Origin of the sequence: Streptomyces sp. NPDC046909 (genome assembly GCF_040644695.1) — a bacterium.
In the GTDB taxonomy this organism is placed as follows: Bacteria; Actinomycetota; Actinomycetes; order Streptomycetales; family Streptomycetaceae; genus Streptomyces.
In genome coordinates this window covers 191467-215665 of the sequence record NZ_JBEYXC010000001.1, presented here as the reverse complement: position 1 = coordinate 215665, position 24199 = coordinate 191467, and the positions used below count along the sequence as shown (strand labels likewise).

Here is a 24199-nt window from a genome sequence, read left to right as displayed (position 1 = left end):
GTGACCAGCGAGAAGACGACCGGCGAGAAGACCACCAGCGAGAAGACCTTTGCCCTCTCCCACCTGGACGCCCTCGAGTCGGAAGCCGTCCATATCTTCCGTGAGGTGGCGGGCGAGTTCGAGCGGCCGGTGATCCTCTTCTCCGGCGGCAAGGACTCGATCGTCATGCTGCACCTGGCGCTGAAGGCCTTCGCCCCGGCCGCGATCCCCTTCACGCTGCTGCACGTCGACACCGGGCACAACTTCCCCGAGGTCCTCGACTACCGCGACCGCACGGTGGCCCGGCATGGGCTGCGCCTCCATGTGGCCTCCGTACAGGACTACATCGACCGGGGTGTGCTTCGGGAACGCCCCGACGGCACCCGCAACCCGCTCCAGACGCTGCCGCTGACCGAGAAGATCCAGTCGGAGAAGTTCGACGCGGTCTTCGGCGGCGGGCGCCGCGACGAGGAGAAGGCGCGCGCCAAGGAGCGGGTGTTCTCGCTGCGGGACGAGTTCTCGCAGTGGGACCCGCGCCGCCAGCGGCCCGAGCTGTGGAACCTCTACAACGGACGGCACGCTCCCGGTGAGCACGTCCGCGTGTTCCCGCTCAGCAACTGGACCGAGCTGGACGTGTGGCAGTACATCGCCCGCGAGCGGATCGAACTCCCGGAGATCTACTACGCCCACCAGCGCGAGGTCTTCCCGCGCGCCGGCATGTGGCTGACCGCCGGTGAGTGGGGCGGCCCGAAGGACGGCGAGACCGTCGAGAAGCGGCAGGTCCGCTATCGCACGGTCGGCGACATGTCCTGCACCGGCGCGGTGGACTCCGACGCCGACACCATCGAGAAGGTGATCGCCGAGATCGCCGCGTCCCGGCTCACCGAGCGCGGTGCCACCCGCGCCGACGACAAGATGTCCGAGGCCGCGATGGAAGACCGTAAGCGCGAGGGGTACTTCTAACCATGAGCACGACTATCGACACTCTGCGTTTCGCGACCGCCGGTTCCGTCGACGACGGCAAGTCGACCCTGGTCGGCCGGCTGCTGCACGACTCCAAGTCGGTTCTCGCCGACCAGCTGGAGGCCGTGGAGACCGCCTCCCGCAACCGCGGCCAGGAGGCACCGGACCTGGCGCTGCTCACCGACGGTCTGCGGGCCGAGCGCGAGCAGGGCATCACGATCGACGTCGCCTACCGGTACTTCGCCACCCCGGTCCGCCGGTTCATCCTCGCCGACACCCCGGGGCATGTGCAGTACACCCGCAACATGGTCACCGGTGCCTCCACGGCCGAGCTGACGATCATCCTCGTCGACGCCCGCAACGGCGTGGTCGAGCAGACCCGTCGGCACGCGGCGATCGCGGCGCTGCTCCGGGTCCCGCACGTGGTGCTCGCCGTCAACAAGATGGACCTGGTCGGGTACGCGGAGAGGGAGTTCGACCGGATCGTCGAGGACTTCGCCGGGTACGCGGCCGAGTTGGGGCTGCCGTCCTTCACGCCGATCCCGGTCTCCGCGCTCGTCGGCGACAACGTGGTGGAGCGTTCGGCGGAGATGGACTGGTACGAGGGTCCGGCTCTGCTGGAGTTCCTGGAGAACGTGCCGGTGGGTGTCGAGGCCGCCGACGCGCCCGCCCGCTTCCCGGTCCAGTACGTCCTGCGGGACGGCGAAGTCCGCCACTACGCGGGCCAGTTGGTCTCGGGCACGCTCCGGGTCGGCGACCGGATCACGGTCCACCCCTCCGGCGAGAGCTCCGAGATCACCGGCATCGACGTCCTCGGCGTCCCCGCCGACGTGGCCCACGCGCCGCAGTCGATCGGGGTGCGCCTCGCCGACCAGCGGGACGTGTCGCGCGGCGACATGATCACCGCCGGTGTCGATGTCCCGGTGCTCACCCAGGACGTGCGCGCGGCCGTCTGCCATCTGGCCGACCGTCCGCTGCGGGTCGGCGACCGGGTGCTGGTGCGGCACACCACCCGCACGGTCAAGGCCATCGTCAAGGACCTCGGCGACGCGGGCGAGTTGAGCGCGAACGACCTGGGCCGCGTCACGCTGCGCACGGCGGAGCCGCTCGCCCTCGACGACTACGCCGTCTCCCGGCGCACGGGTGCGTTCATCCTGATCGACCCGGCGGACGGGGCGACGCTGACGGCGGGCATGGTCGCGCTGTCATAAGCCCCTTTCTCAGGCCGCCCCTCAGTCGCGAGCGCCCTCAAGTCCCGAGTGTCAGGCGGGGCTTGGGGGCGTCCGTGCGTCCGGTCTGGGGGCGGCGGCTGCCCGCCCGGTACGGGTCGGGCCAGACGACGCCCGGTCCGTCGTAACCCTGTTCGGCGGCCGCGTGGAGGGTCCAGTGCGGGTCGTAGAGGTGCGGTCGGGCGAGGGCGCACAGGTCCGTACGCCCGGCCAGGATCAGGGAGTTGACGTCGTCCCAGGAGGAGATCGCACCGACCGCGATCACCGGGACGCCGGTCTCGTGGCGGATGCGGTCCGCGAAGGGCGTCTGGTACGACCGCCCGTACTCCGGGCGTTCGTCAGCCACGACCTGCCCGGTCGACACGTCGATGGCGTCGGCCCCGTGCGCCGCGAAGGCACGGGCGATCTCCACGGCGTCCTCGGCCGAAGTGCCGCCCTCCGCCCAGTCGGTGGCGGAGATACGGACCGTCATGGGCCGTTCCTCCGGCCATACGCCCCTGATGGCGTCGAAGACTTCGAGGGGGAAGCGGAGCCGCTTGGCGAGGGTGCCGCCGTAGGCGTCGGTGCGGAGGTTGGTGAGCGGGGAGAGGAAGCCGGAGAGCAGATAGCCGTGCGCGCAGTGGAGTTCGAGGAGGTCGAATCCGGCGCGGGCGGCCCGCCAGGCGGCGGCGGTGAACTGTTCGCGCAGGTCGGTGAGTTGGGCTCGGGTGAGTTCGCGCGGGGTCTGACTGGAAGGGCCGTACGGGATCGGGGACGCGGCCACGAGGGGCCAGTTGCCGTCGGGCAGCGGTTCGTCGATGCCCTCCCACATCAGCTTGGTCGAGCCCTTGCGGCCGCTGTGGCCGAGCTGGACGCCGATCGCGGTGCCGGGTGCCTGCGCGTGCACGAAGTCGGTGATCCGCCGCCAGGACTCGGCCTGCTTCCCGGTGTAGAGGCCGGTGCAGCCGGGGGTGATACGGCCCTCCGCGCTGACGCACACCATCTCGGTCATCACCAGTCCGGCCCCGCCGAGCGCCCGCGCTCCCAGGTGGACGAGGTGGAAGTCGCCGGGGAGGCCCTCGACCGCCGAGTACATGTCCATGGGGGACACGACGACCCGGTTGTGCAGGGTCAGGCCGCGCAGCCGGAACGGGGTGAACATCGGGGGCGTACCCGGCGGGCAGCCGAACTCCCGCTCCACGGCACCTGTGAAGTGGGCGTCGCGGAGGCGGAGGTTGTCGTGGGTGACGCGGCGGCTGCGGGTGAGGAGGTTGAAGGCGAACTGGCGGGGCGGCTGGTCGAGATAGCGGCCGAGGTTCTCGAACCACTCCAGGCTGGCGCGGGCGGCGCGCTGGGTGGAGGCGACGACGGGTTTGCGTTCCGCTTCGTAGGCCGCCAACGCCCTTTCCAGTGACGGCTGTTCCTCCAGGCAGGCGGCGAGGGCGAGGGCGTCCTCGACCGCGAGCTTGGTGCCGGAGCCGATGGAGAAGTGGGCGGTGTGGGCGGCGTCGCCGAGGAGGACGGTGTTGCCGTGCGACCAGCGCTCGTTGACGACCGTGCGGAAGGTGGTCCACGTCGAGTTGTTGGAGCGGAGCGGACCGCCGCCGAGCGCTTCCGCGAAGATCTTGGCGCAGCGGTCGATGGATTCCCGGGTGTCCATATCGTCGAAGCCGGCGGCTCGCCAGACCTCCTCGCGCATCTCGACGATCACCGTGGAGGCGTCTGCGGAGTACGGGTAGCCGTGCAGTTGCATCACGCCGTGTTCGGTCTCGGCGATCTCGAAGCGGAAGGCGTCGAAGGCGAAGTCGGCGGCGAGCCAGATGTAGCGGCAGTGGTGGGTGGTCACATGGGGGTGGAACACGTGGGGGTGGGTCTCGCGGGTGGTGCTGTTGACTCCGTCGGCGGCGATGACGAGGTCGTACGCCTGAGCCAGGCCGGGCGGGGCTTCGGTGCGGAAGCGGAGGTCGACGCCGAGGTCCCGGCAGCGGGTGTGGAGGATGTCGAGGAGCCGCTTCCTGCCGAGGGCGGAGAAGCCGTGGCCGCCTGAGGTGTGGCGTGTCCCCCGGTGCACGATGTCGATGTCGTCCCAGCGGACGAAGTCGCGTTGGAGGGCTTCGTAGACCACGGGGTCGGCGTGCTCGATGCCGCCGAGGGTCTCGTCGGAGAGGACCACGCCGAAGCCGAAGGTGTCGTCGGGGGCGTTGCGTTCGAAGACCGTGATCTCGCGGGCCGGGTCGAGGCGTTTCAGCAGCGCGGCCGCGTAGAGGCCGCCGGGGCCGCCGCCGATGACCGCGACGCGCAGAGGACGCACCGCGCTTACCGTCCTTGCCATGCCTACCGCCCCTGCCATTTCGGCGGCCTCTTCTCCGTGAACGCCGCATGGAACTCCCTGTAGTCCTCCCCGTTCATCAGCAGGGCCTGTGTCGACGCGTCGAGTTCCACGCTCGCGGCCAGCGGCATGTCCAGTTCCGCCGTCAGCAGCGCCTTCGTCTGGGCGTACGCCAGTGCGGGGCCGTCGGCCAGGCGGCGGGCCAGGGACTGGGCCGCCTCGTCCACCGCCCCTTCGTCCGTGAGCTCGCTGATCAGGCCGATGCGTTCCGCCTCCGGTGCCCGGACCGGTTCGCCCAGCATGAGCAGGCGGGTCGCGTGGCCCAGGCCCACCACCCTCGGCAGCAGATAGGCCGCGCCCATGTCGCCGCCGGACAGGCCCACGCGTGTGAACAGGAACGCGAACCTCGCCGTCGGGTCGGCCACCCTGAAGTCCGCCGCGAGCGCCAGTACCGCTCCCGCGCCCGCCGCGACCCCGTGCACCGCCGCGATCACCGGGAACGGGCACTCTCGTACCGCCCTGACGACCTGCCCGGTCATGCGGTTGAAGTCGAGGAGCTGGGCGGTGTCCATCGAGAGGGTCGCGCCGATGATCTCGTCGACGTCGCCGCCGGAGCAGAAGCCGCGGCCCTCGCCGGCCAGGACGAGGGCCCGTACCGAGCGTTCCCGGGACAGCTCGGAGAGGAGATCGCGCAGGTCGGCGTAGGCGCCGAAGGTGAGCGCGTTGAGTTTGTCGGGGCGGGCGAGGGTGACCGTGGCGACGCCGGAGGTCACCTCCAGGCGCAGGTGTTCCCAGCGGGCGGTGCGGGCGGCGGAGCCGGTGAAGGGACTCATGCGGTGCGGCCTCCTCGTACGCGGACAAGGTGCGCTTTCCCCTGCTCTACTCCTTCGAAGCTATCACTCATCTTTGACTGTCGTCACGAGTGCGCGATAGCACACCGCCGATGCGACCTCGATGTGACCTGGTCCCGTCACATCCGTCACGGCTCGTCGACAGAGCGGCTACGGCGGGAGCAGCCGTGCGAGGCAAGCCGTTGTGAGGGGTAAGCCGCCCGGTAACGGGGCCGAAGGTCCCGCACGGTGCCCGTCGGACGCCTCTGCCGGGCGGCGCCGTACCATTCATAAGGTTGAAAGCAGGACAGCCTGCTCATGAACGGAACCGCCTTGCAAGATCGCCCCTCAGCCTCCGCCTCCTGGCGCATCGCGCTGCCGCACTCCGCCGCGGCCGTGCCCGTGGCCCGTGCGTTGGTGCGCACGGCGCTGGCCGAGCTGGAACACGGGGCCGACAGTGACACCGCGGAGCTGCTGACCGCGGAGCTGGTCGCGAACGCCGTCGAGCACACCGCGGGGGACGCGCCGATAGAGCTGGTTGTGGAGCTGCTGCCGAGCGGCTGCCAGGTCGAGGTGCACGACCCGGACCCGGAGCCGCCGGGCAATCTCACACGCCCGGTGGACATGGAGCCGGACCCCTGGCAGGAGCACGGCCGCGGCCTGCTGCTGATCCGGGCCCTGAGCTCGTCGTGCGGGCACAGGCCTACGGAGTCCGGCAAAGCCGTATGGTTCCGCCTGCCGGCAGTGCCGCCCCAATGGCGACCCGCTTAACCGGACCCACCTAGGGGCGCGGGGAACTGCGCGACCAGCCACAGCCGTCCCGCAGCCGAAGCACGACCGGCGCCCCTACGACGCGAGCGTGGCGACCAGGATCGCCTTGATGGTGTGCAGCCGGTTCTCCGCCTCGTCGAAGACGACCGAGTGGGCCGACTCGAAGACCTCGTCGGTGACCTCCAGGCTGTCCAGGCCGTGGGAGTCGTATATCTCCTGGCCGACCTTGGTGCCGAGGTCGTGGAAGGCCGGCAGGCAGTGCAGGAACTTGACGTCCGGGTTGCCGGTGGCGCGCAGAACGTCCATGGTCACGGCGTACGGGGCGAGGGCGGTGATCCGCTCGTCCCAGACCTCCTTGGGCTCGCCCATCGAGACCCAGACGTCGGTGGCGACGAAGTCCGCGCCCGCGACGCCCTCCGCGAGCGACTCGGTGAGCGTGATGCGGGCCCCGCTGTCCACGGCGAGTTCCCGGGCCCGCTCGACGATGTCATGGGTGGGCCAGTAGGTCTTCGGGGCGACGATCCGGACGTCCATGCCGAGCAGGGCGCCGGTGATCAGATACGAGTTGCCCATGTTGAAGCGGGCGTCGCCGAGGTAGGCGAAGGACATCTCCCTGACCGGCTTGGCGCTGTGCTCGGTCATCGTGAGGACGTCGGCGAGCATCTGGGTGGGGTGCCAGTCGTCGGTGAGACCGTTGAAGACGGGCACACCGGCGTACGCGGCCAGCTCCTCCACCTTCGGCTGGCTGTCCCCGCGGTACTCGATCCCGTCGTACATCCGCCCCAGCACGCGCGCGGTGTCCCGCACGGACTCCTTGTGCCCGATCTGCGAGCCCGACGGGTCGAGGTACGTCGTCGAGGCGCCCTGGTCCGCCGCGGCGACCTCGAACGCGCAGCGGGTGCGCGTCGAGGTCTTCTCGAAGATCAGCGCGATGTTCTTGCCGCGCAGGTACTGGGTCTCGGTCCCGGCCTTCTTCGCGGCCTTCAGCTCCGCGGCCAGCTCGATCAGACCGAGGAACTCCTCCTCGGTGAAGTCGAGCTCCTTGAGGAAGTGGCGCCCGGCGAGGGCGGTCGGGACGGTCGCCATGGGGACGCTCCAGAGATACGGGTGACAGGTACTCGTGGAAGTCTATACGACGTTCGGCATTTATATGCGATCAGGTGTACTTTTATACGGCCTCCCGTTCGACCGGACAGCTCATACAGCGCGGCCCGCCCCTCCCCCGCCCCAGCTCGCTGCCCGGGATCTCGATGACCTCGATGCCCTGCTTGCGGAGGTGGGTGTTGGTGGTGGCGTTGCGCTCATAGGCGACGACGACCCCCGGCTCGACGGCGAGGACGTTGCAGCCGTCGTCCCACTGCTCCCGCGCCGCCGCGTGCACGTCCTGCGTGGCGGTCAGCACCCGGATCTCGTTCAGCCCCAGCGCGGCGGCGATCGCGCGGTGCATGTGCTCCGGCGGATGGTCGGTGACCTTCAACTCCTTGTCGCCGACGCCCGGTTCGATGGTGTACGAGCGGAGCATGCCGAGCCCGGCGTACTGGGTGAAGGTGTCGCCGTCGACCATCGTCATGACGGTGTCGAGGTGCATGAAGGCCCGCCGCTTGGGCATGTCGAGCGCCACGATCGTCTGCGCGGACCCGGCGGCGAACAGCTTGTGCGCGAGCATCTCCACGGCCTGCGGGGTGGTGCGCTCGCTCATGCCGATGAGGACGGCGCCGTTGCCGATGACCAGGACGTCGCCGCCCTCGATGGTGGACGGGTAGTCGGCCTGGCCCTCGCTCCACACCCGGAACGTCTCGTCGCGGAAGAGGGGGTGGTGGCGGTAGATCGCCTCGAAGTGGACCGTCTCGCGCTGCCGGGCCGGCCAGCGCATGGCGTTGACGGAGACGCCGTCGTAGATCCAGGCGGAGGTGTCGCGGGTGAAGAGGTGATTGGGCAGGGGGGCGAGGAGGAAGTCGTCGAGGTCCATCACATGGAAGCGGACGGAGACCGGCTCCTCGTGGGCGTCCAGGAACTCCCGCTTGGTCATGCCGCCGACGAGGACCTCGGCCAGTTCGGGTGCGGGCAGTGACTCGAAGGCAGCGCGGAGGTGGTCGGTGGCGAGGACGCCGTACTCCTTCTCGTCGAAGACCCGGTCCAGCACGAGGGTGCGGGCTTCCGGTACCGCCAGGGCCTCGGTGAGCAGGTCACCGAAGAGATGGACGGTGACCCCGCGGTCGCGCAGCACGTCCGCGAACCCGTCGTGCTCGGCGCGCGCCCGGCGCACCCAGAGCACGTCATCGAAGAGAAGGGCGTCCTTGTTGCTGGGCGTGAGCCTTTTGAGCTCAAGATCCGGCCGGTGCAGGATGACGCGGCGGAGCCGCCCGGCCTCGGAGTCGACATGCAATCCCATGTCTCCATCCTGACCATCTGGGACCGTATTCACCCCCTGCTTGAGCACTTCCGCTGGAGCACTTCTTGTTCTCGTCCCATTGACGACAAGCGAGGTGACCGCTTATCGTCGTCAAGACGAAAAGAGGGGGTCTCGTGGCCGACATCACCCGGCGCCTCGGCTGGCGCCACCTGCGCGGCGCGCCGACAGCGCATGTAAGACACCACCACGGCGGAAAGCTGGTCCACGACGGACCGGGGCTCAGCTTCTGGTACCGCACGCTGACCGCCGCGCTCTCCGAAATCCCGGTCGACGACCGGGAGTTGGCGATGACCTTCCACGCCCGCACCTCCGACTTCCAGGACGTCGCGGTCCAGGCGACGGTGACCTACCGGATCAGCGACCCGGCCCTCGCCGCCGCCCGCCTCGACTTCTCGATCGACCCGGACACGGGCGCGTGGCGCGGCACCCCGCTGGAACAGCTCGGCACCCTGCTCACGGAGACGGCCCAGCAGCACGCGCTGGACGTCCTTGCCCGTACGTCATTGGCGTCGGCGCTGGTGGACGGGGTGGCGGCGGTACGGGAACGGGTCGCCGCGGGACTGGCGGCAGAACCGCGCCTCCCGGCCACGGGCATCGAGGTGGTCGCGGTCCGCGTGGTCGCCCTGCGCCCGGAACCGGAGGTGGAGCGGGCCCTGCGCACCCCGGCCCGTGAGCAGATCCAGCAGGAGGCGGACCGGGCGACCTACGAGCGGCGAGCCGTGGCCGTCGAGCGGGAGCGGGCCATCGCCGAGAACGAACTGGCCAGTCAGATCGAACTCGCCCGCCGCGAGGAGCAGTTGGTCGAGCAACGCGGCACGAACGCCCGCCGGGAGGCGGAGGAGGCCGCGGCGGCGGACGCGGTACGGGCCGGAGCGGAGGCGGCGCGGTCGGTGAAACTGGCGGAGGCGGAAGCGGCCCGGACCGTGAAACTGGCGGAGGCCGAGGCCGAGGGGGCGCGAGCCGTGGGGGCGGCTCGGGCGCAGGCGCAGGAGGCGTGGTTGCGGGTGCACGGGGACGTGGAGGTGGCGGTGCTGCACGCGCTCACCGGGACCCGGCTCGCGGAGAACCTGCCGCACATCGAGAACCTCACCATCTCCCCCGACGTGCTGACCGGCCTGCTGGCCAAGCTGAGCGGGAACCAGGACCCGGCATGAGCCTCGCGCCCCGGGTCGTCCTGGTCCACCGCACCACGGAGTACGAGGAGTTGGTGGCCCACCACGGCACCCACGGCCAGGCCGCCTTCTTCCTCTCCTCCCGCGGCCGGGACATCGAGGAGGTCGCCGAACGCCACCGCCGTACCCGCCGCGCCCTGGCCGAGGTGACGTCGGCGATCCCTCTCACGTGGCGTCAATCGAGGGTCGAGCGCGCCGACTTGGACCGTTTCCTGTTCGCGCCGGAGGACGTGGTGGTCGTGGTCGGCCAGGACGGGCTCGTGGCGAACACGGCCAAGTACCTCTCCGGCCAACCCGTGGTGGGCATCAACCCCGATCCCGCCCGCAACCCGGGCGTACTCGTCCGCCACTCTCCCGGGAACACGGCGAAACTCCTGACATCCAGAACCCCACCCGTCGACGAACTCACCATGGTCGAGGCGGTCGCCGACGACACCCAGCGCCTGGTCGCCCTCAACGAGATCTACCTGGGCGCCCCCGGCCACCAGACCGCCCGCTACCGCCTGGGCCTCGACGACCACGGGGGTGCCGCCGAGGCCCAGGCTTCCTCGGGCGTGCTGGTGGGCACGGGGACGGGCGCGACGGGCTGGCTGCGGTCGGTGTGGCAGGAGCGGGGCAGCGCCCTGCCCCTGCCCCGTCCGACCGAGGACCGCCTGGTGTGGTTCGTCCGCGAGGCCTGGCCCTCGCCGGCCACCGGTACGTCCCTGGTGGCCGGCGAACTCCCGGCGGCGACCGCCCTCCACCTCACCGTCGAATCCGAACGGCTGATCGCGTTCGGGGACGGGATGGAGTCGGACGCCCTGGAGCTGACCTGGGGCCAGAGCGTCCGGGTGGGGGTGTGCGGGGAGCGGCTGCGACTGGTCGGCTGACCGTCACAGCACCTGCCGAGCACATCGGCCGACGATCACAGCCTCGGGTCCACCGGCTCCGACTCCAGCGCCAGCACCCCGAACACCGCCTCGTGCACCCGCCACAGCGGCTCCCCCTCGGCCAGCCGGTCGAGCGCCTCCAGGCCGAGCGCGTACTCGCGGATCGCGAGCGAGCGCTTGTGGTTGAGGAAGCGCTGACGCAGCCGGGTGAGGTTGTCGGGGCGGGTGTACTCCGGACCGTAGATGATCCGCAGGTACTCCCGCCCACGGCACTTGATGCCAGGCTGCACCAGCCGCCCCTGCTCTCCCCCACTCTCGGCTCCGCTCGAGCGGGGGGACCCCCATCGCACCACGGCGCCCAGCGGCTTGACGACCATGCCCTCACCGCCCCGGCCCGTCATCTCCAGCCACCAGTCGACGCCCGCCTGCACGGACTCGGGGTCGGCCGTGTCGACGTACAGCCGACGGGTGGTCTGGAGCAGACCGGTGCCGTCGTGCTCCACCAGCCGGTCCAGCAACGCCAGTTGCTCGTCGTGCGGCAGGTACGCCAGGCTGCGGCCCTGTACCGCCAGGATCTGGAACGGCGCAAGTCGTACGCCGTCCAGGCCCTCCGTCGTCCAGCAGTAACGCCGGTACGCCTCGGTGAACGCGGCCGCGTTCGAGGCCCGTTCACGCTGGCGGCCCAGCAACTCCCCGACGTCCACGCCCCGTCCCGCCGCACCCTCCAGCGCGGCGAGCGCACCCGGGAACACCGCCCCGGACGCGGCGCCGACGGCGGCGTACTGCGAGCGCAGCAGCCCCGACGCCTTCAGCGACCACGGCATGAGCTCGGCGTCCAACAGGAGCCAGTCCGTGTCGAGTTCGGCCCACAGCCCGGCCTCGGTCACCGCCGACCGCAGCCGGTCCAGGATCTCCTCCGTCACCGACTCGTCGTCGAAGAACGGGCGGCCGGTGCGGGTGTAGATCGACCCCGTCGGACCGTCCACGCCGAAGCGCTTCCGGGCGGTCTCCGCGTCCCGGCACACCAGCGCCACCGCCCGCGAACCCATGTGCTTCTCCTCGCACACGACCCGCGCGACCCCGTCCTCCGCGTACTGAGCGAAGGCCTCGGCCGGGTGCTCCAGGTAGCCGTCGATGTGGCTGGTCGCCGTCGGTGCCATCGTCGGCGGGAGGTACGGCAGCAGCCGCGGGTCCACCGCGAAACGGCTCATCACCTCAAGCGCGGCGGCCGCGTTCTCCTCACGGACCGCCACCCGCCCCTGGTGCCGGGTCTCCACGACCCGTCGCCCGTTGACATCCGCCAGGTCCAGCGGCCGGCCGTCGTGCCCGCCCGGCGCCTCCGACTTCAGCGGCTTCGTCGGCTCGTACCAGACCCGCTCCGCCGGTACGTCGACCAGCTCCCGCTCCGGCCAGCGCAGCGCGGTGAGCTTGCCGCCGAAGACGGCGCCGGTGTCGAGGCAGATGGTGTTGTTCAACCATGTCGCTTCTGGAACCGGAGTGTGACCGTAGACAACCGCCGCCCGGCCCCGGTAGTCCTCGGCCCACGGGTAGCGCACCGGCAGCCCGAACTCGTCCGTCTCCCCGGTGGTGTCGCCGTACAGCGCGTGCGAGCGGACCCGGCCGGAGGTACGGCCGTGGTACTTCTCCGGCAGACCGGCGTGGCAGACGACCAGCCTGCCGCCGTCGAGGACGTAGTGGCTGACGAGGCCGTCGATGAACTCCCGCACCTCGGCGAGGAATTCGTCCGACTGTCCCTCCATCTGCTCGATGGTCTCGGCCAGGCCGTGGGTGTGCTGGACCTTGCGGCCCTTCAGGTGACGGCCGTACTTGTTCTCGTGGTTGCCGGGGACGCACAGGGCGTTGCCCGACTTCACCATCGACATCACGCGGCGCAGCACGCCCGGGCTGTCCGGTCCCCGGTCGACGAGGTCGCCGACGAAGACGGCGGTACGGCCCTCCGGGTGCACGCCGTCGGCGTAGCCCAACTTGCCCAGCAGCGACTCCAGTTCGGAGGCGCAGCCGTGGATGTCGCCGACGATGTCGAACGGGCCGGTGAGGTGGGTGAGGTCGTTGAAGCGCTTCTCGGTGACGACGGTGGCGTGCTCGATGTCCTCCACGCCACGCAGGACGTGCACCTTGCGGAAGCCCTCGCGCTCCAAGTGCCGGAGGGAACGCCGGAGTTCGCGGATGTGCCGCTTGATGACCCGGACCGGCATGTCGGCCCGGTCGGTGCGGCCCGCGTTGCGCTGCGCGCACACCTCCTCGGGCACGTCGAGGACGATGGCGATGGGCAGCACGTCGTGCTGCCGCGCCAGTTCGATCAGCTGGCGTCGGGAGTCCGACTGCACGCTGGTCGCGTCCACGACGGTACGGCGGCCGGCGGCGAGCCGCTTGCCGGCGATGTAGTGGAGCACGTCGAAGGCGTCCTTCGTCGCGCTCTGGTCGTTCTCGTCGTCGGAGACCAGGCCGCGGCAGAAGTCCGAGGAGATGACCTCGGTGGGCTTGAAGTGCCGGTGCGCGAACGTGGACTTGCCGGAGCCGGAGGCGCCGACGAGGACGACGAGGGAGAGGTCGGTGACGGGCAGCACGCGCCCCTTGGTCTGGTTCTCGGTCATGCCGCCTTCGCCTCCTTCTCCACGTTCGCGGTGGACTTGATCTCGAACACTGCCATTTGTGTGGGCGGTCCGACCTCCGGGTCGTCCGGTCCCACCGGCACGAACTCCACGTCGTACCCGTGCCGTTCGGCCACCGCCCCGGCCCACGCCCGGAACTCCTCCCGCGTCCACTCGAAGCGGTGGTCGCCGTGCCGGACATGGCCGGCCGGGAGGGTCTCCCAGCGCACGTTGTACTCGACGTTCGGGGTCGTCACCAGGACGGTCCGGGGGCGGGCGGCGCCGAACACGGCGTACTCCAGGGCGGGCAGCCGAGGCAGGTCGAGGTGTTCGACGACCTCGCTGAGCACGGCGGCGTCGTACCCCTTGAGCCGCTTGTCGGTGTAGGCGAGCGAGCCCTGGAAGAGCTTGACGCGGGACGCCTGCCGCTCGCCCATGCGGTCCAGCTTGAGGCGCCGGGAGGCGATGGTGAGGGCACGCATCGACACGTCGACGCCGACGATCTCGGTGAACCGCACGTCCTTGAGCAGCGCCTGCACCAACTGGCCCTGTCCGCAGCCGAGGTCGAGGACGCGCGCGGCACCGGAGGCGTGGAGGGCGGCGATGATCGCGTCCCGCCGCTGCACGGCGAGCGGGGTCGGCTTCTCCTCGTCCTCGGTCTCCGCCTCCACGGCGTTGTCGATCTCCTCGACCTCGCTGTCGTCGGCCTCGGCCAGCCGCACCAGTTCGAGTCGCTCCATGGCCTCGCGCGTCAGCGACCAACGGCGGGACAGGTACCGGCTGGTGATCAGCTTCTGCTCGGGGTGGTCCGGCAGCCAGCCCTCTCCGGCGCGCAGCAGCTTGTCCACCTCGTCGGAGGCGACCCAGTAGTGCTTGGCGTCGTCGAGGACGGGCAGCAGAACGTACAGATGACGCAGCGCCTCGGCGAGGGTCAGGGTCTCCGACTCCAGGACCAGGCCGACGTACCGCGAATCACCCCACTCCGGGAACCGCTCGTCCAGCGCGACCGGTGCGACGGTGACAGCCCACCCGAGCGGCTCGAACAGCTTCCGTACGAGGTCGGGGCCGCCCCGGGCGGGCAGCGCGGGCACCTCGATGCGCAGCGGGAGCGGTGCGGCGGCGCGCTCGGGGCGGGCGTTGCACACTCCGCGCATCGCGCTGGAGAAGACGGCGCTCAGCGCGACGGCGAGCAGCGAGGACGCGGCGTACGGGCGGTCGTTGACGTACTGCGCGAGCGCCGCGTCGGGCGCCCCGCCGCGCCCCTTGCCCTTCCGCACCAGCGCGACCGCGTCGACCTCCAGCAACAGCGCCGCCGTGCAGCGCTGGGCATCGGCCTCGGGGTAGAGGACGTGCGCCTTGCCGTAGGACGTGGAGAACGCCTGCGCCTTCTCGGGGTGCTTGTGGAGCAGGAAGCCGAGGTCGGTGGCGGGGCGTTCCGGGGTACCGGTCGTGCTGATCGAAAGGAACACGGGCTGGCCTCAAGTAGGGTCTGAACTGCTGATATGCACACCGTACAGACCGGACATCGGCAGCACTCGGGAATTTTTCGCCCGTGGGAATGCGCCCGTGGGAAACAGGACACAGGGAAGCGGAGGCCTCATATGACGGAGACCGGATTAGGCGCGGACCGCATCGATACGAGCAAACCGCATTCGGCTCGCATGTACGACTACTTCCTGGGCGGGAAGGACAACTACCCGGTCGACGTGGCGGCCGCCGAGCAGGTGACCTCGCACTTCCCCGCGGTGAGCCAGATGGCGCGGACCAACCGCGCGTTCATGCACCGGGCCACCCGGCTGCTGGCCGAGCGGGGCGTGCGGCAGTTCCTCGACATCGGCACCGGCATTCCGACCGAGCCGAACCTCCACCAGATCGTGCAGAGGATCGCCCCGGACGCCCGGGTGGTGTACGCGGACAACGACCCGATCGTCCTGCGGCACGCGCAGGCGCTGCTGCACAGCACGCCCGCGGGCCGCACCGACTATGTCCAGGCCGACGTACGGGACCCGGGCCGGATCATCGCGGCGGCCCGGGAGACACTCGACTTCTCCCAGCCGATCGGGCTGTCCCTGGTGGCGCTGCTGCACCTCGTGGCGGACAAGGACGAACCCGCCAGGATCGTCCGGGAGTTGCTCGCACCGCTCGCGCCCGGCAGCTGTCTGACGCTGTCCCACGCGACCGGTGACTTCGACCCGGAGACCTGGGAGCGCGTGGTCGAGGTGTACCGCAAGGGCGGCACCGACGCACAGGTGCGCTCGCACGCCGAATTCTCCGCGTTCTTCTCGGAGTTGGAGCTCATCGACCCCGGAGTGGTCCTCGCGGCGGCGTGGCATCCGGAACTCGGTGAGCCGCAGGGCGGCGAGGAGATTCCGCTGTACGTGGGGGTGGCCCGCAAGCGGTGATCGAGAGAGGGCGTCAGCGGGCTCGGCCGAGTCCGGTGACGCCCTCTGCCCCTGTCTTACGACAGCTGTGACTGCACCTGCGAGGAGATCAGCTCCAGGTGTTCCAGGTCGTGGAGGTCGAGGACCTGGAGGTAGAGGCGGCGGGAGCCGATCTCGGTGTAGCGGCCGATCTTTTCGACGACCTCGGACGGGGTGCCGGCGAGGCCGTTGAGCTTCAGTTCGTCGACCTCGCGGCCGATCGCGGCGGCACGGCGGGCGACCTCCTGGTCGTCCTTGCCGACGCAGACGACGAGGGCGTTGGAGTAGGTCAGGTCGTCGGCCTTGCGACCGGCGGCCTCGGCCGCGGCGCGCACCCGGGCGAACTGGCGCGAGCTGTCCTCGATGGACGCGAAAGGCATGTTGAACTCATCGGCGAAGCGAGCCGCCAGCGCCGGGGTACGGGTCGGTCCGTGGCCGCCGACGAGGACAGGAATCTTCGCCTGGGCGGGCTTGGGCAGCGCGGGCGAGTCCGTGAGGTCGTAGTACGTGCCGTGGAAGTCGAAGGTCCGGCCCGCCTCGGTCGCCCACAGTCCGGTGACGATCGCCAGCTGCTCCTCCAGGCGGCCGAACTTCTCCTTCGGGAACGGGATGCCGTACGCCTTGTGCTCCTCCTCGAACCAGCCCGCGCCCAGGCCGAGTTCGACACGGCCGCCGGACATCTGGTCGATCTGGGCGACCTGGATGGCGAGCACGCCGGGGAGCCGGAAGGTGCCCGCGGTCATCAGGGTGCCGAGGCGGATGCGCTTGGTCTCGCGGGCGAGGCCGGCGAGGGTGATCCAGGCGTCGGTGGGGCCGGGCAGGCCGTCGACGCTGCCCATCTTCAGGTAGTGGTCGGAGCGGAAGAAGGCGTCGAAACCGAGGTCCTCGGTGGCCTTGGCGACGGCGAGAAGGGTGTCGTAGGTGGCGCCCTGCTGGGGCTCGGTGAAGATGCGAAGATCCATACCTCCATCCTGCACGCCACCGCCCCGGTCAACCCCACCCGCCCCGGTGGCCCCTCCCCTGCCCGGTCGGGTGAAATTCCGTCAACGCCGCGCACGGGGGCTGCCCGGGCCAGTGACCCGGTGACGGCGGTGATCGTTGCTCGGGCGGAGCCGGACCGACCGGCGCCCGCGCCGGCCGGTCAGCGCCGGGCGTCACCCGTGTCGGCCTCCCGTGGAGGCCTGGGCCGAGGAGGCCGTCATGTCCGAAGAATCCGTCCCGCAGCAGGGGGCCGGGCCCACCGGCCAGCCGAAGGGGCTGCTGCAGCAGATGGAGGAGCTGATGGCGGCGCTCAACGCGGATCTCTCCGCCCTGGACGCGGATCTGCAGTCGGCGGGACGCGGTACGGAGGAGAGCGAAGCGAAGTAGGTACCGGCGTCGAAGCCAAGTCGGCCGGCCGGGGTGTCATCCCGCCGCCCGCTCCGGTACCCCCTGGTTCCCGTCCTCCAGTTTGCGGAGCATCCACAGGACGCGGTCCCGGGACTCGTCCGCCGCATCGATCGCCTCCATGCACTGCCAGTAGGTGCCCTCGTCGTCCGCGGCGCAGGCGAGGCCGACCAGGGCGATACCCACCTCGCCGAGGAGACCGCCGAGGCAGAGCAGGGCCTGGCGGGCGTCGCCCAGTTCGGTGAGCTGGGCGGCGCGCAGGTCGGCGGTGTCCAGGTCGGGACGGTCCAGGACACCGCAGCCTCTGCCCGCCAGTTCGGTCAACCCGATCGCCTCGCCCCGGAGTTGGGGCGGTCCGGAGACGGCGAGTCTGCTGCCTATCGCCTGCGCCAGCGCCTGTGCCTGCCACACCTCCGTCATCACCTCAGGTGCGTCGCCGCCGCCCGCGAGGGCACGCCTGCTCGTCACGATGAGCCGCACCGCGTCCATCCGCTGCCCCCGTCCGCCGCCCGAACTCCGTAGTCCACTACCCAGAGTGAGGGTGTGTGGGACGAAAAGCCAGAGGAAGGCGGAAATCTGTGGACAACAAATCGGTTTCGGGCCGGATTTTGACTGCGGAGAGTGAAAACGGACCGAGCTGCTCCCACGCGGACCGAAACCGCCGCTAGGGCGCCGGGAATCTCCGCTCGTTCCGGTCGATCTTCGCGTCCAGCGCGGCGAGGAGGTCGATCCTCAACACTTCGCACAGCTGGAGCAGATACGCGAGGACGTCGGCCACCTCGTCCGTGACGCGGTGCGCGGTGTCGGCGTCGTCCATCACGCGGGCCGACTCCTCCGGGGTCAACCACTGGAAGATCTCGACCAGTTCGGAGGCCTCCACGCTGAGGGCGGCGACGAGGTTCTTGGGGGTGTGGTACGGCTGCCAGTTCCGCGCCGCGGCGAACTCGGCCAGCCTGCGCTGGAGCTTCGCCACATCGAGATGTTCTGTCACGGGTCCAGGTGTACCACCGTGAGTCCGGGGACCCCCGTGGCCCAGGACGCGTCGGTCGCCGTGCCGAGGAGGCGGATGTGCCCGCGGTCGCACATCCGGGCGGCGAGCCGCAGGAGTTCGCCGCGCTGGCCGGGGTCGAGGCGCCGGTCGATGCCGTCGGCGAGGACGGTGAGGGTCTGCATCGCCGCGGGCACCTCACCGGCCGGGTCGACCTCCAGGACCCCGGGTCCGGTGAACAGGACGAGCGCGAGGGCGAGGTACCTCAACTCGCCGTCGCCGAGCCTCGCCAGTGCCGTACGGGATCCGTCGCCGCGGTCGAGGACCGCGCGGACCGTGCCGTCGTCGAGGAGTTCGGCGAGGACGTCCGTCACGGGCCCGGCGCAGCCGGCGCGTACCGCCGCGACGAACTGCGCATGGCGGCGGCCGCATTCGGCGCGGGTGCGCCACAGGACGTCGGCGAGGTTGTCGCAGCCGCCGAGGAGGCGTCCGTAGCCGGTGGGGACGGGGGTGCGCATCCGGTCGGGGCGGGGGTCGCAGGCGAACACGGACCGCAGGGCGACGACCATCTGTTCGGCGGCGGCGAGCACGCGGCGCTGGCCCTCGGTCTTGCCCGCCACGCGTAACGGGAGCAGCGTCGTGCCGAGCCGGTCGTCGGGGAGCGGGGCGCGGGTGACCGGCGCGGAGCCCGCGGTGTGCCAGGCGGCCTGCACGAATCGCCGTGCGGGGTCCCGCAGGGCGGTCTCCAGCAGGACGGACCCGCCGGCCGTCAGCCGCTCCCCCACGATCCGCAGTTCGGGCTCGACCTGCACGGCGACATCGAGCCGCACCGCCCCCTCAGGACCGTCGGCGGTACACCCGATCCGGAACCCCCGCCGCCCCTGCGCATCCCGCCGCGCCCCCTCCGGCACACACCCACGGGCATCGACGAACACCTCCCCGACCCCAGCACCCCCACCGAGCCGCGCGAGCGCGTCGTAGGCCCGCAGCGCACTCGTCTTGCCGGAGCCACTGCGACCGACGAGAAGGGTAAGGGGGTCGAGGGGGATTTCGGTGCTGCGGTGGTTGGCGAAGGCGGAGAGGTGCAGGCCGGTGACACGGGGCCGGGCCGGGTGGTGGCCGCCGCCCGTGGGAGAGGGGGAGGCGGGCTCCGGGTGTTTCCCGCGGTTCCCGGAGGCGGCCTCGCGCCCTGGCGGCGACCCGGCGGCGATCCGGGGAGACGGCACCCGGTCCGGGGATGCCGCGCACGACGACTCTCCCGGGGGCACCGGCGCGTCGGCTCCGGCCGACGCGGCTGACGCTGAAGACACGGTCATATCCGGACCGTAGGGCTCCGCCGCCAGGCGAACCGTTCCGTCGGAGACCGCTTCCTACGATCGGGGGACCGGGCTCGCATGCTGAGCGCCCCGCACTCTCCATCTCCCGCTCGCCTCGCCGCCAGGCGAACCGTTCCGTCCGGAGTCGCTTCCTACGATCGGGGGACCGGGCTCACGCGTTGGGTGCGCCCGCGGTCTCCATCAGGCCGCTCACCTCGGTGCCGGGTGGGGTGAGGAGGAAGACGTTGCGGTCGACGCGGTGCATGCCGCTGGAGAGGCCGAAGACAACGCCTGTGCTGAAGTCGAGGACGCGTTTGGCGACCTCGCCCTCCGCTCCGGTCAAGTCGAGGAGCACCGGGATGCCCGCCATCAGGGTCTCGGCGACCTCGCGGGCGTCGCCGAAGACGTTGACCCGGAGGACGACGAACCGGCGGCGCGGCTCCGTGGCCGCCTCGGGCGGCACCCGGTGGTCCACCGCGGACGGCCACGCGTCCCGGCCGCGCAACGGAACGACCTGGGCGAGCCCTTCCCACTGTTCATCGGTGACGTCGTACCTGCTCACCGGTTCCCCCCGGACTCGCTCGCCTTCATTGCCTGCACCAGCCAATTCTTACGCCAAGTCACCCGTTCGGCCCAACAGCGACACGGACCGCGACAGTCCCGCCCCCTCACATCGCACCACGGACGGCTGTGTGTGCGACGTAACTCCTCATGATCAAGCCATGTGACATCGACGTAATGGGCGATTCGTACGCTCTCGAACCTGGACAGAACCCAGCCAGAACCGAGCCAGAACCCAGCCAGACCTCAGACCGACCGCCGAAGAAGGGCCGCGTGTGACCCCCACCACCCCCACGTCCCAGGTGCGCTCGGTCTGCTCCTACTGCGGAGTCGGCTGCGGCATCGTGCTGGACGTCGGGAGGGGGCCGGACGGTCGGCGTACCGTCCTCAAGGCCAGCGGGGACAAGGCGCACCCCGCCAACGCGGGACGGCTGTGCACCAAGGGCGCGACCACCGCCGAGATGCTCTCCGCGCCCGGCCGGCTGACCACCGCGCTGGTCCGGGACGGCGGCCGGGGCGAGGAACCCGTACCCGCACCCATGGCGGACGCCATCGCCGAGACCGGGCGGCGGCTGCGCGCGATCATCGACGAGCACGGGCCCGACGCGGTCGCCTTCTATGTGTCCGGGCAGCTGAGCCTGGAGGCCCAGTACCTCAGCAACAAGCTCGCCAAAGGGTTCGTGCGGACCAACCAGATCGAGTCCAACTCGCGGCTGTGCATGGCCAGCGCGGGGGCCGGTTACAAGCTGTCGCTCGGCGCCGACGGGCCGCCCGGGTCGTACGAGGACTTCGAGCGGGCCGATGTCTTCCTCGTCATCGGGTCGAACATGGCCGACTGCCATCCCATTCTCTTTCTGCGGATGATGGAGCGGGTCAAGGCGGGCGCCAAGCTCATCGTCGTCGATCCGCGACGGACCGCCACCGCCGCCAAGGCCGATCTGTTTCTCCAGGTCAAGCCCGGTACGGACCTCGCCCTCCTCAACGGGCTGCTGCATCTCCTCGTCGAGGGCGGACACACCGACGCCGACTTCATCGCCGCCCACACCGAGGGCTGGGAGGCGATGCCCGCCTTCCTCGCCGACTACGCGCCCGCCGCCGTCGCCGGGATCACGGGGCTGGCCGAGGACGACCTGCGCACCACCGCGCGGCTGATCGGCGAGGCCGGTGAGTGGATGAGCCTGTGGACCATGGGCCTCAACCAGTCCACCCACGGCACCTGGAACACCAACGCCCTGGTCAACCTGCATCTCGCGACCGGCGCCATCTGCCGCCCGGGCAGCGGCCCCTTCTCCCTCACCGGCCAGCCCAACGCCATGGGCGGGCGCGAGATGGGGTACATGGGGCCGGGGCTGCCCGGCCAGCGGTCCGTCCTCGTCGACTCCGAAAGGGAGTTCATCGAGGAGCTGTGGGACCTGCCCGAAGGCACCCTCCGCTCGGAGGGCGTCGGCAAGGGCACCGTCGAGATGTTCCAGAAGATGGCCGACGGCGAGATCAAGGCCTGCTGGATCATCTGCACCAACCCGGTCGCCTCGGTCGCCAACCGCCGTACCGTCATCGAGGGCCTGGAGGCCGCCGAGTTCGTCGTCACGCAGGACGTGTTCGGGGAGACGGAGACCAACGCCTACGCCGACGTCGTCCTCCCCGGCGCGATGTGGACCGAGGGCGAGGGCGTCTTCGTCAACAGCGAGCGCAACCTCACCCTCACCCAGCCGGTCGCCGACCCGCCCGGCGAGGCGATGGCGGACTGGCGGATCATCGCGGCCGTCGCCCGGGAGATGGGGTACGAGAAGGGGTTCTCGTACGACAGCGCCGAGGACGTCTTCGAGGAGATCCGACGCGCCTGGAACCCCGTCACGGGGTGGGACCTGCGCGGGGTCAGCTACGAGCGGCTGCGGGAGACTCCCGTGCAGTGGCCGGCCGCCGAGGGCGGGCCCGCGCGCAATCCGATCCGGTACGTCGACAGCGGCACCGGCGAGCTGCGGTTCCCGACCGCCAGCGGGCGGGCCGTCTTTCACGCGCGGCCGCACATGCCGGCCGCCGAGATGCCGGACGACGACTTCCCGTTCGTCCTCAACACCGGGCGGGTGCAGCACCAGTGGCACACGCTGACCAAGACCGGGCGGGTCGCCAAGCTGAACAAGCTGAACCCCGGGCCGTTCGTGGAGATCCATCCGGACGATGCCCGTGAGCTGGGCGTGGCCGACGGGGACGGGGTGGAGGTCGCCTCGCGGCGGGGGCGGGCGGTGCTGCCCGCGGTGGTGACCGACCGAGTGCGCCCCGGGGGCTGCTTCGCTCCGTTCCACTGGAACGACCTCTTCGGCGAGTATCTGAGCGTCAACGCGGTGACCAGCGATGCCGTGGACCCCATCTCCTTCCAGCCCGAGTTCAAGGTGTGCGCGGTGTCGCTGACCCGGGTCTCCTCGGCTCCGGCGGCCACACCCACGACGCTGCTCGCGCCCGCGCCCACGCTCGCACCCGAGGTCATCGTCCCCACCTCCGTCACCCCCGGTGCCGACCCCTTCGGCCTCGGCCCCGCCCCGCCGCCCGTCCTGACCGCGCAGGAGCGTCTGTATCTCACCGGCTTCCTCGCGGGCATCGACTCCGGCGCCCCCGGCGTCCCGGTGCTCCCGCCGGACGCGCCCTTCAGCGCCGAGCACGCCCTGTGGGTCAACGGTGTCCTCGCCGGGATGTACTCACGTTCCGCTCGGACGCCCAGCCCCCTGTCCGGCCGCGAGGTCGTCGTGCTGTGGGCCTCGCAGACCGGGAACGCGGAGGAGTTCGCCGGTGCCGTCGCCGACCGGCTCTCGGCGAGCGGGCACCGGGCCACGCTCGCCGGGATGGACGACACCGACCCCGGCGCGCTGCCCCGGGGCGCCGACCTGCTGCTCGTCACCAGCACCTTCGGGGACGGCGACGCCCCCGACAACGGCTCCGGCTTCTGGGACCGGCTCGCGGCCGAGCAGGCGCCGCGCCTGGACGGGGTCCGCTACTCCGTGCTGGCCTTCGGCGACTCGTCGTACGACGACTTCTGCGGGCACGGACGGCGTCTTGACGCCCGGCTCGACGAACTGGGCGGAGTGCGGCTGGCCCCGCGTACGGACTGCGAGCCGGACTTCGAGCCGTCGGCGGACGCGTGGCTGGACCAGGTCCTGACGGCGCTGGGCACCGAGGCTCCTGTGAAGCCCGCCCCCGCCCGTACCCCCAAACCCGCCCCCATCACCGCCCGCCTCGTCGGCAACCGGCTGCTGAGCCTGCCCGGCGCGGGCAAGGAGGTCCGGCGGTTCACCTTCGACACGAGCGGGTCGCCCCTGACGTACGAGGCGGGGGACGCGCTCGGTGTGCGGCCGGTCAACTCCCTTGCCCTGGTGGAGGAGTGGCTCGCGGTGACCGGTGTCGACGGGTCGACGGCCGTGGAGGTCAACGGGGTTGGGGAGGTGCCCTTCGCCGAGGCGCTGCACCGGCATCTCGACATCACCCGGATCACCCCGGACCTCCTGCGCTTCGTCGCCGAACGCGTCCGCGACGACCGGGAGTTGAAGAGGCTGCTGCGGCCCGACAACAAGGACGGGCTCGCGCAGTGGAGTTGGGGGCGGCAGGCGGTGGACGTGCTCGCCGAGCATCCGGTCCGGGCGGACGCGCGGGACTGGGCCGCCGTACTCAAGAAGCTTCAGCCGCGCCTGTATTCCATATCGTCGAGCCCGCTCGTCGACCCGCACCTGGTCTCGCTGACGGTGTCCGTGGTGCGGTACGAGAACCTGCACGGGACTCCGCGCGGCGGGGTGTGTTCCCCCTTCCTCGCGGATGCCGACACCGATACCGAAGTACCGGTGTTCGTGCAGGCCTCGCCGCACTTCCGGCCGCCCGCCGATCCGGCGACGCCGATGGTGATGATCGGGCCCGGCACGGGGGTCGCGCCCTTCGTGGGCTTCCTCCAGGAGCGGCGGGCGCTGGGGCACCGGGCGCCCAACTGGCTGTTCTTCGGGGAGCAGCACCGGGCCAGCGACTTCTACTACGAGGAGGAGCTGACCGAGCTGCTCGGCGAGGGGACGCTCGCCCGGCTCGACACCGCGTTCTCCCGGGACCAGCGGCGGAAGCTCTACGTCCAGGACCGGATGCGCGAGCACGGTCCCGAGCTGTGGCGGTGGCTCCAGGACGGCGCCCATTTCTATGTGTGCGGTGACGCCTCCCGGATGGCCAAGGACGTGGACCGGGCGCTGAGGGACATCGCGGTCGCGCACGGCGGGCTGGGCGAGGAGGAGGCCGCCGCGTATGTGAAGCAGCTGGCGGCGGCGAAGCGGTACGTGCGGGACGTCTACTGACAGACGGGGGCATACCTCGTATTTCTTACTGCCCTCCTACCGGACTCTTCACCTCCACCGCCG

The 24199-nt window shown here is 70.9% G+C and carries 19 protein-coding genes; 8 read left to right on the top strand and 11 right to left on the bottom strand.

Annotated features, from left to right (window positions below; genetic code table 11):
* Both cysD and ABZ928_RS00925 read left to right on the top strand, forming a co-directional pair.
* Positions 1–942, top strand: coding sequence for a sulfate adenylyltransferase subunit CysD (gene cysD, locus ABZ928_RS00930; protein ID WP_361514296.1), 942 nt, complete (start codon positions 1–3; stop codon positions 940–942).
* Between the two features lie 2 nt (positions 943–944).
* Complete coding sequence (locus ABZ928_RS00925; protein ID WP_361514294.1) at positions 945–2153, top strand: GTP-binding protein; 1209 nt, start codon at positions 945–947, stop codon at positions 2151–2153.
* A gap of 37 nt (positions 2154–2190) precedes the next feature.
* Here ABZ928_RS00925 and ABZ928_RS00920 read toward each other — a convergent pair whose 3' ends face one another.
* Together ABZ928_RS00920 and ABZ928_RS00915 are read right to left on the bottom strand one after the other, a co-directional pair.
* Positions 2191–4482, bottom strand: coding sequence for a bifunctional salicylyl-CoA 5-hydroxylase/oxidoreductase (locus tag ABZ928_RS00920; protein WP_361514292.1), 2292 nt, complete (start codon positions 4480–4482; stop codon positions 2191–2193).
* A 2-nt stretch (positions 4483–4484) separates the two neighbouring features.
* Entirely contained in the window at positions 4485–5312 is an 828-nt protein-coding gene (locus tag ABZ928_RS00915) for an enoyl-CoA hydratase family protein (RefSeq protein ID WP_361514290.1), read from the bottom strand.
* 315 nt (positions 5313–5627) lie between these two features.
* Here ABZ928_RS00915 and ABZ928_RS00910 point away from each other — a divergent pair, with 315 nt between their 5' ends.
* The gene (locus ABZ928_RS00910) at positions 5628–6080 is read left to right on the top strand and encodes an ATP-binding protein (RefSeq protein WP_361514288.1); all 453 of its coding nucleotides are present in this window, start codon (positions 5628–5630) and stop codon (positions 6078–6080) included.
* A 75-nt stretch (positions 6081–6155) separates the two neighbouring features.
* Here ABZ928_RS00910 and argF read toward each other — a convergent pair whose 3' ends face one another.
* The gene (argF, locus tag ABZ928_RS00905; protein ID WP_361514286.1) at positions 6156–7166 is read right to left on the bottom strand and encodes an ornithine carbamoyltransferase; all 1011 of its coding nucleotides are present in this window, start codon (positions 7164–7166) and stop codon (positions 6156–6158) included.
* An 82-nt stretch (positions 7167–7248) separates the two neighbouring features.
* Positions 7249–8472 carry an arginine deiminase gene (locus ABZ928_RS00900; protein WP_361514284.1) on the bottom strand — a complete coding sequence of 408 codons (1224 nt, stop codon included), beginning with the start codon at positions 8470–8472 and terminating at the stop codon, positions 7249–7251.
* Between the two features lie 134 nt (positions 8473–8606).
* On the opposite strand from ABZ928_RS00900, the gene ABZ928_RS00895 reads away from it, so the two are divergent.
* Positions 8607–9647, top strand: a complete 1041-nt coding sequence (locus tag ABZ928_RS00895; protein ID WP_361514282.1) for an SPFH domain-containing protein — start codon at positions 8607–8609, stop codon at positions 9645–9647.
* Entirely contained in the window at positions 9644–10534 is an 891-nt protein-coding gene (locus tag ABZ928_RS00890) for a hypothetical protein (protein ID WP_361514280.1), read from the top strand. The genes ABZ928_RS00895 and ABZ928_RS00890 overlap by 4 nt, the downstream gene beginning before the upstream one ends.
* A gap of 35 nt (positions 10535–10569) precedes the next feature.
* Here the strand turns inward: ABZ928_RS00890 and ABZ928_RS00885 are convergent, their stop codons facing one another.
* Together ABZ928_RS00885 and ABZ928_RS00880 are read right to left on the bottom strand one after the other, a co-directional pair.
* The gene (locus ABZ928_RS00885) at positions 10570–13149 is read right to left on the bottom strand and encodes a polynucleotide kinase-phosphatase (RefSeq protein ID WP_361514278.1); all 2580 of its coding nucleotides are present in this window, start codon (positions 13147–13149) and stop codon (positions 10570–10572) included.
* Positions 13146–14615: a 3' terminal RNA ribose 2'-O-methyltransferase Hen1 gene (locus tag ABZ928_RS00880; RefSeq protein ID WP_361514276.1), complete on the bottom strand. Its 1470-nt coding sequence runs from the start codon at positions 14613–14615 to the stop codon at positions 13146–13148. Before ABZ928_RS00880 ends, ABZ928_RS00885 begins: the two co-directional genes overlap by 4 nt.
* 132 nt (positions 14616–14747) lie before the next feature.
* On the opposite strand from ABZ928_RS00880, the gene ABZ928_RS00875 reads away from it, so the two are divergent.
* Positions 14748–15548 carry an SAM-dependent methyltransferase gene (locus ABZ928_RS00875; protein WP_361514274.1) on the top strand — a complete coding sequence of 267 codons (801 nt, stop codon included), beginning with the start codon at positions 14748–14750 and terminating at the stop codon, positions 15546–15548.
* Between the two features lie 56 nt (positions 15549–15604).
* Here the strand turns inward: ABZ928_RS00875 and ABZ928_RS00870 are convergent, their stop codons facing one another.
* Positions 15605–16528, bottom strand: a complete 924-nt coding sequence (locus tag ABZ928_RS00870; RefSeq protein WP_361514272.1) for an LLM class F420-dependent oxidoreductase — start codon at positions 16526–16528, stop codon at positions 15605–15607.
* A 238-nt stretch (positions 16529–16766) separates the two neighbouring features.
* Between ABZ928_RS00870 and ABZ928_RS00865 the strand changes: the two genes are divergently transcribed.
* Complete coding sequence (locus tag ABZ928_RS00865; protein ID WP_361514270.1) at positions 16767–16934, top strand: hypothetical protein; 168 nt, start codon at positions 16767–16769, stop codon at positions 16932–16934.
* 36 nt (positions 16935–16970) lie between these two features.
* Here ABZ928_RS00865 and ABZ928_RS00860 read toward each other — a convergent pair whose 3' ends face one another.
* The 4 genes from ABZ928_RS00860 to ABZ928_RS00845 form a co-directional block, all read right to left on the bottom strand.
* Entirely contained in the window at positions 16971–17441 is a 471-nt protein-coding gene (locus ABZ928_RS00860) for a DUF6099 family protein (protein WP_361514268.1), read from the bottom strand.
* A gap of 175 nt (positions 17442–17616) precedes the next feature.
* Positions 17617–17943, bottom strand: a complete 327-nt coding sequence (locus tag ABZ928_RS00855) for a nucleotide pyrophosphohydrolase (RefSeq protein WP_361514266.1) — start codon at positions 17941–17943, stop codon at positions 17617–17619.
* Positions 17940–19256: an ATP-binding protein gene (locus ABZ928_RS00850; protein WP_361514264.1), complete on the bottom strand. Its 1317-nt coding sequence runs from the start codon at positions 19254–19256 to the stop codon at positions 17940–17942. The genes ABZ928_RS00855 and ABZ928_RS00850 overlap by 4 nt, the downstream gene beginning before the upstream one ends.
* Before the next feature lie 172 nt (positions 19257–19428).
* Entirely contained in the window at positions 19429–19818 is a 390-nt protein-coding gene (locus ABZ928_RS00845) for a cell division protein SepF (RefSeq protein ID WP_361514262.1), read from the bottom strand.
* Positions 19819–20092: 274 nt separating this feature from the next.
* Between ABZ928_RS00845 and ABZ928_RS00840 the strand changes: the two genes are divergently transcribed.
* The gene (locus ABZ928_RS00840; protein WP_361514260.1) at positions 20093–24136 is read left to right on the top strand and encodes a bifunctional nitrate reductase/sulfite reductase flavoprotein subunit alpha; all 4044 of its coding nucleotides are present in this window, start codon (positions 20093–20095) and stop codon (positions 24134–24136) included.
* The last annotated feature ends 63 nt before the right edge of the window (positions 24137–24199 follow it).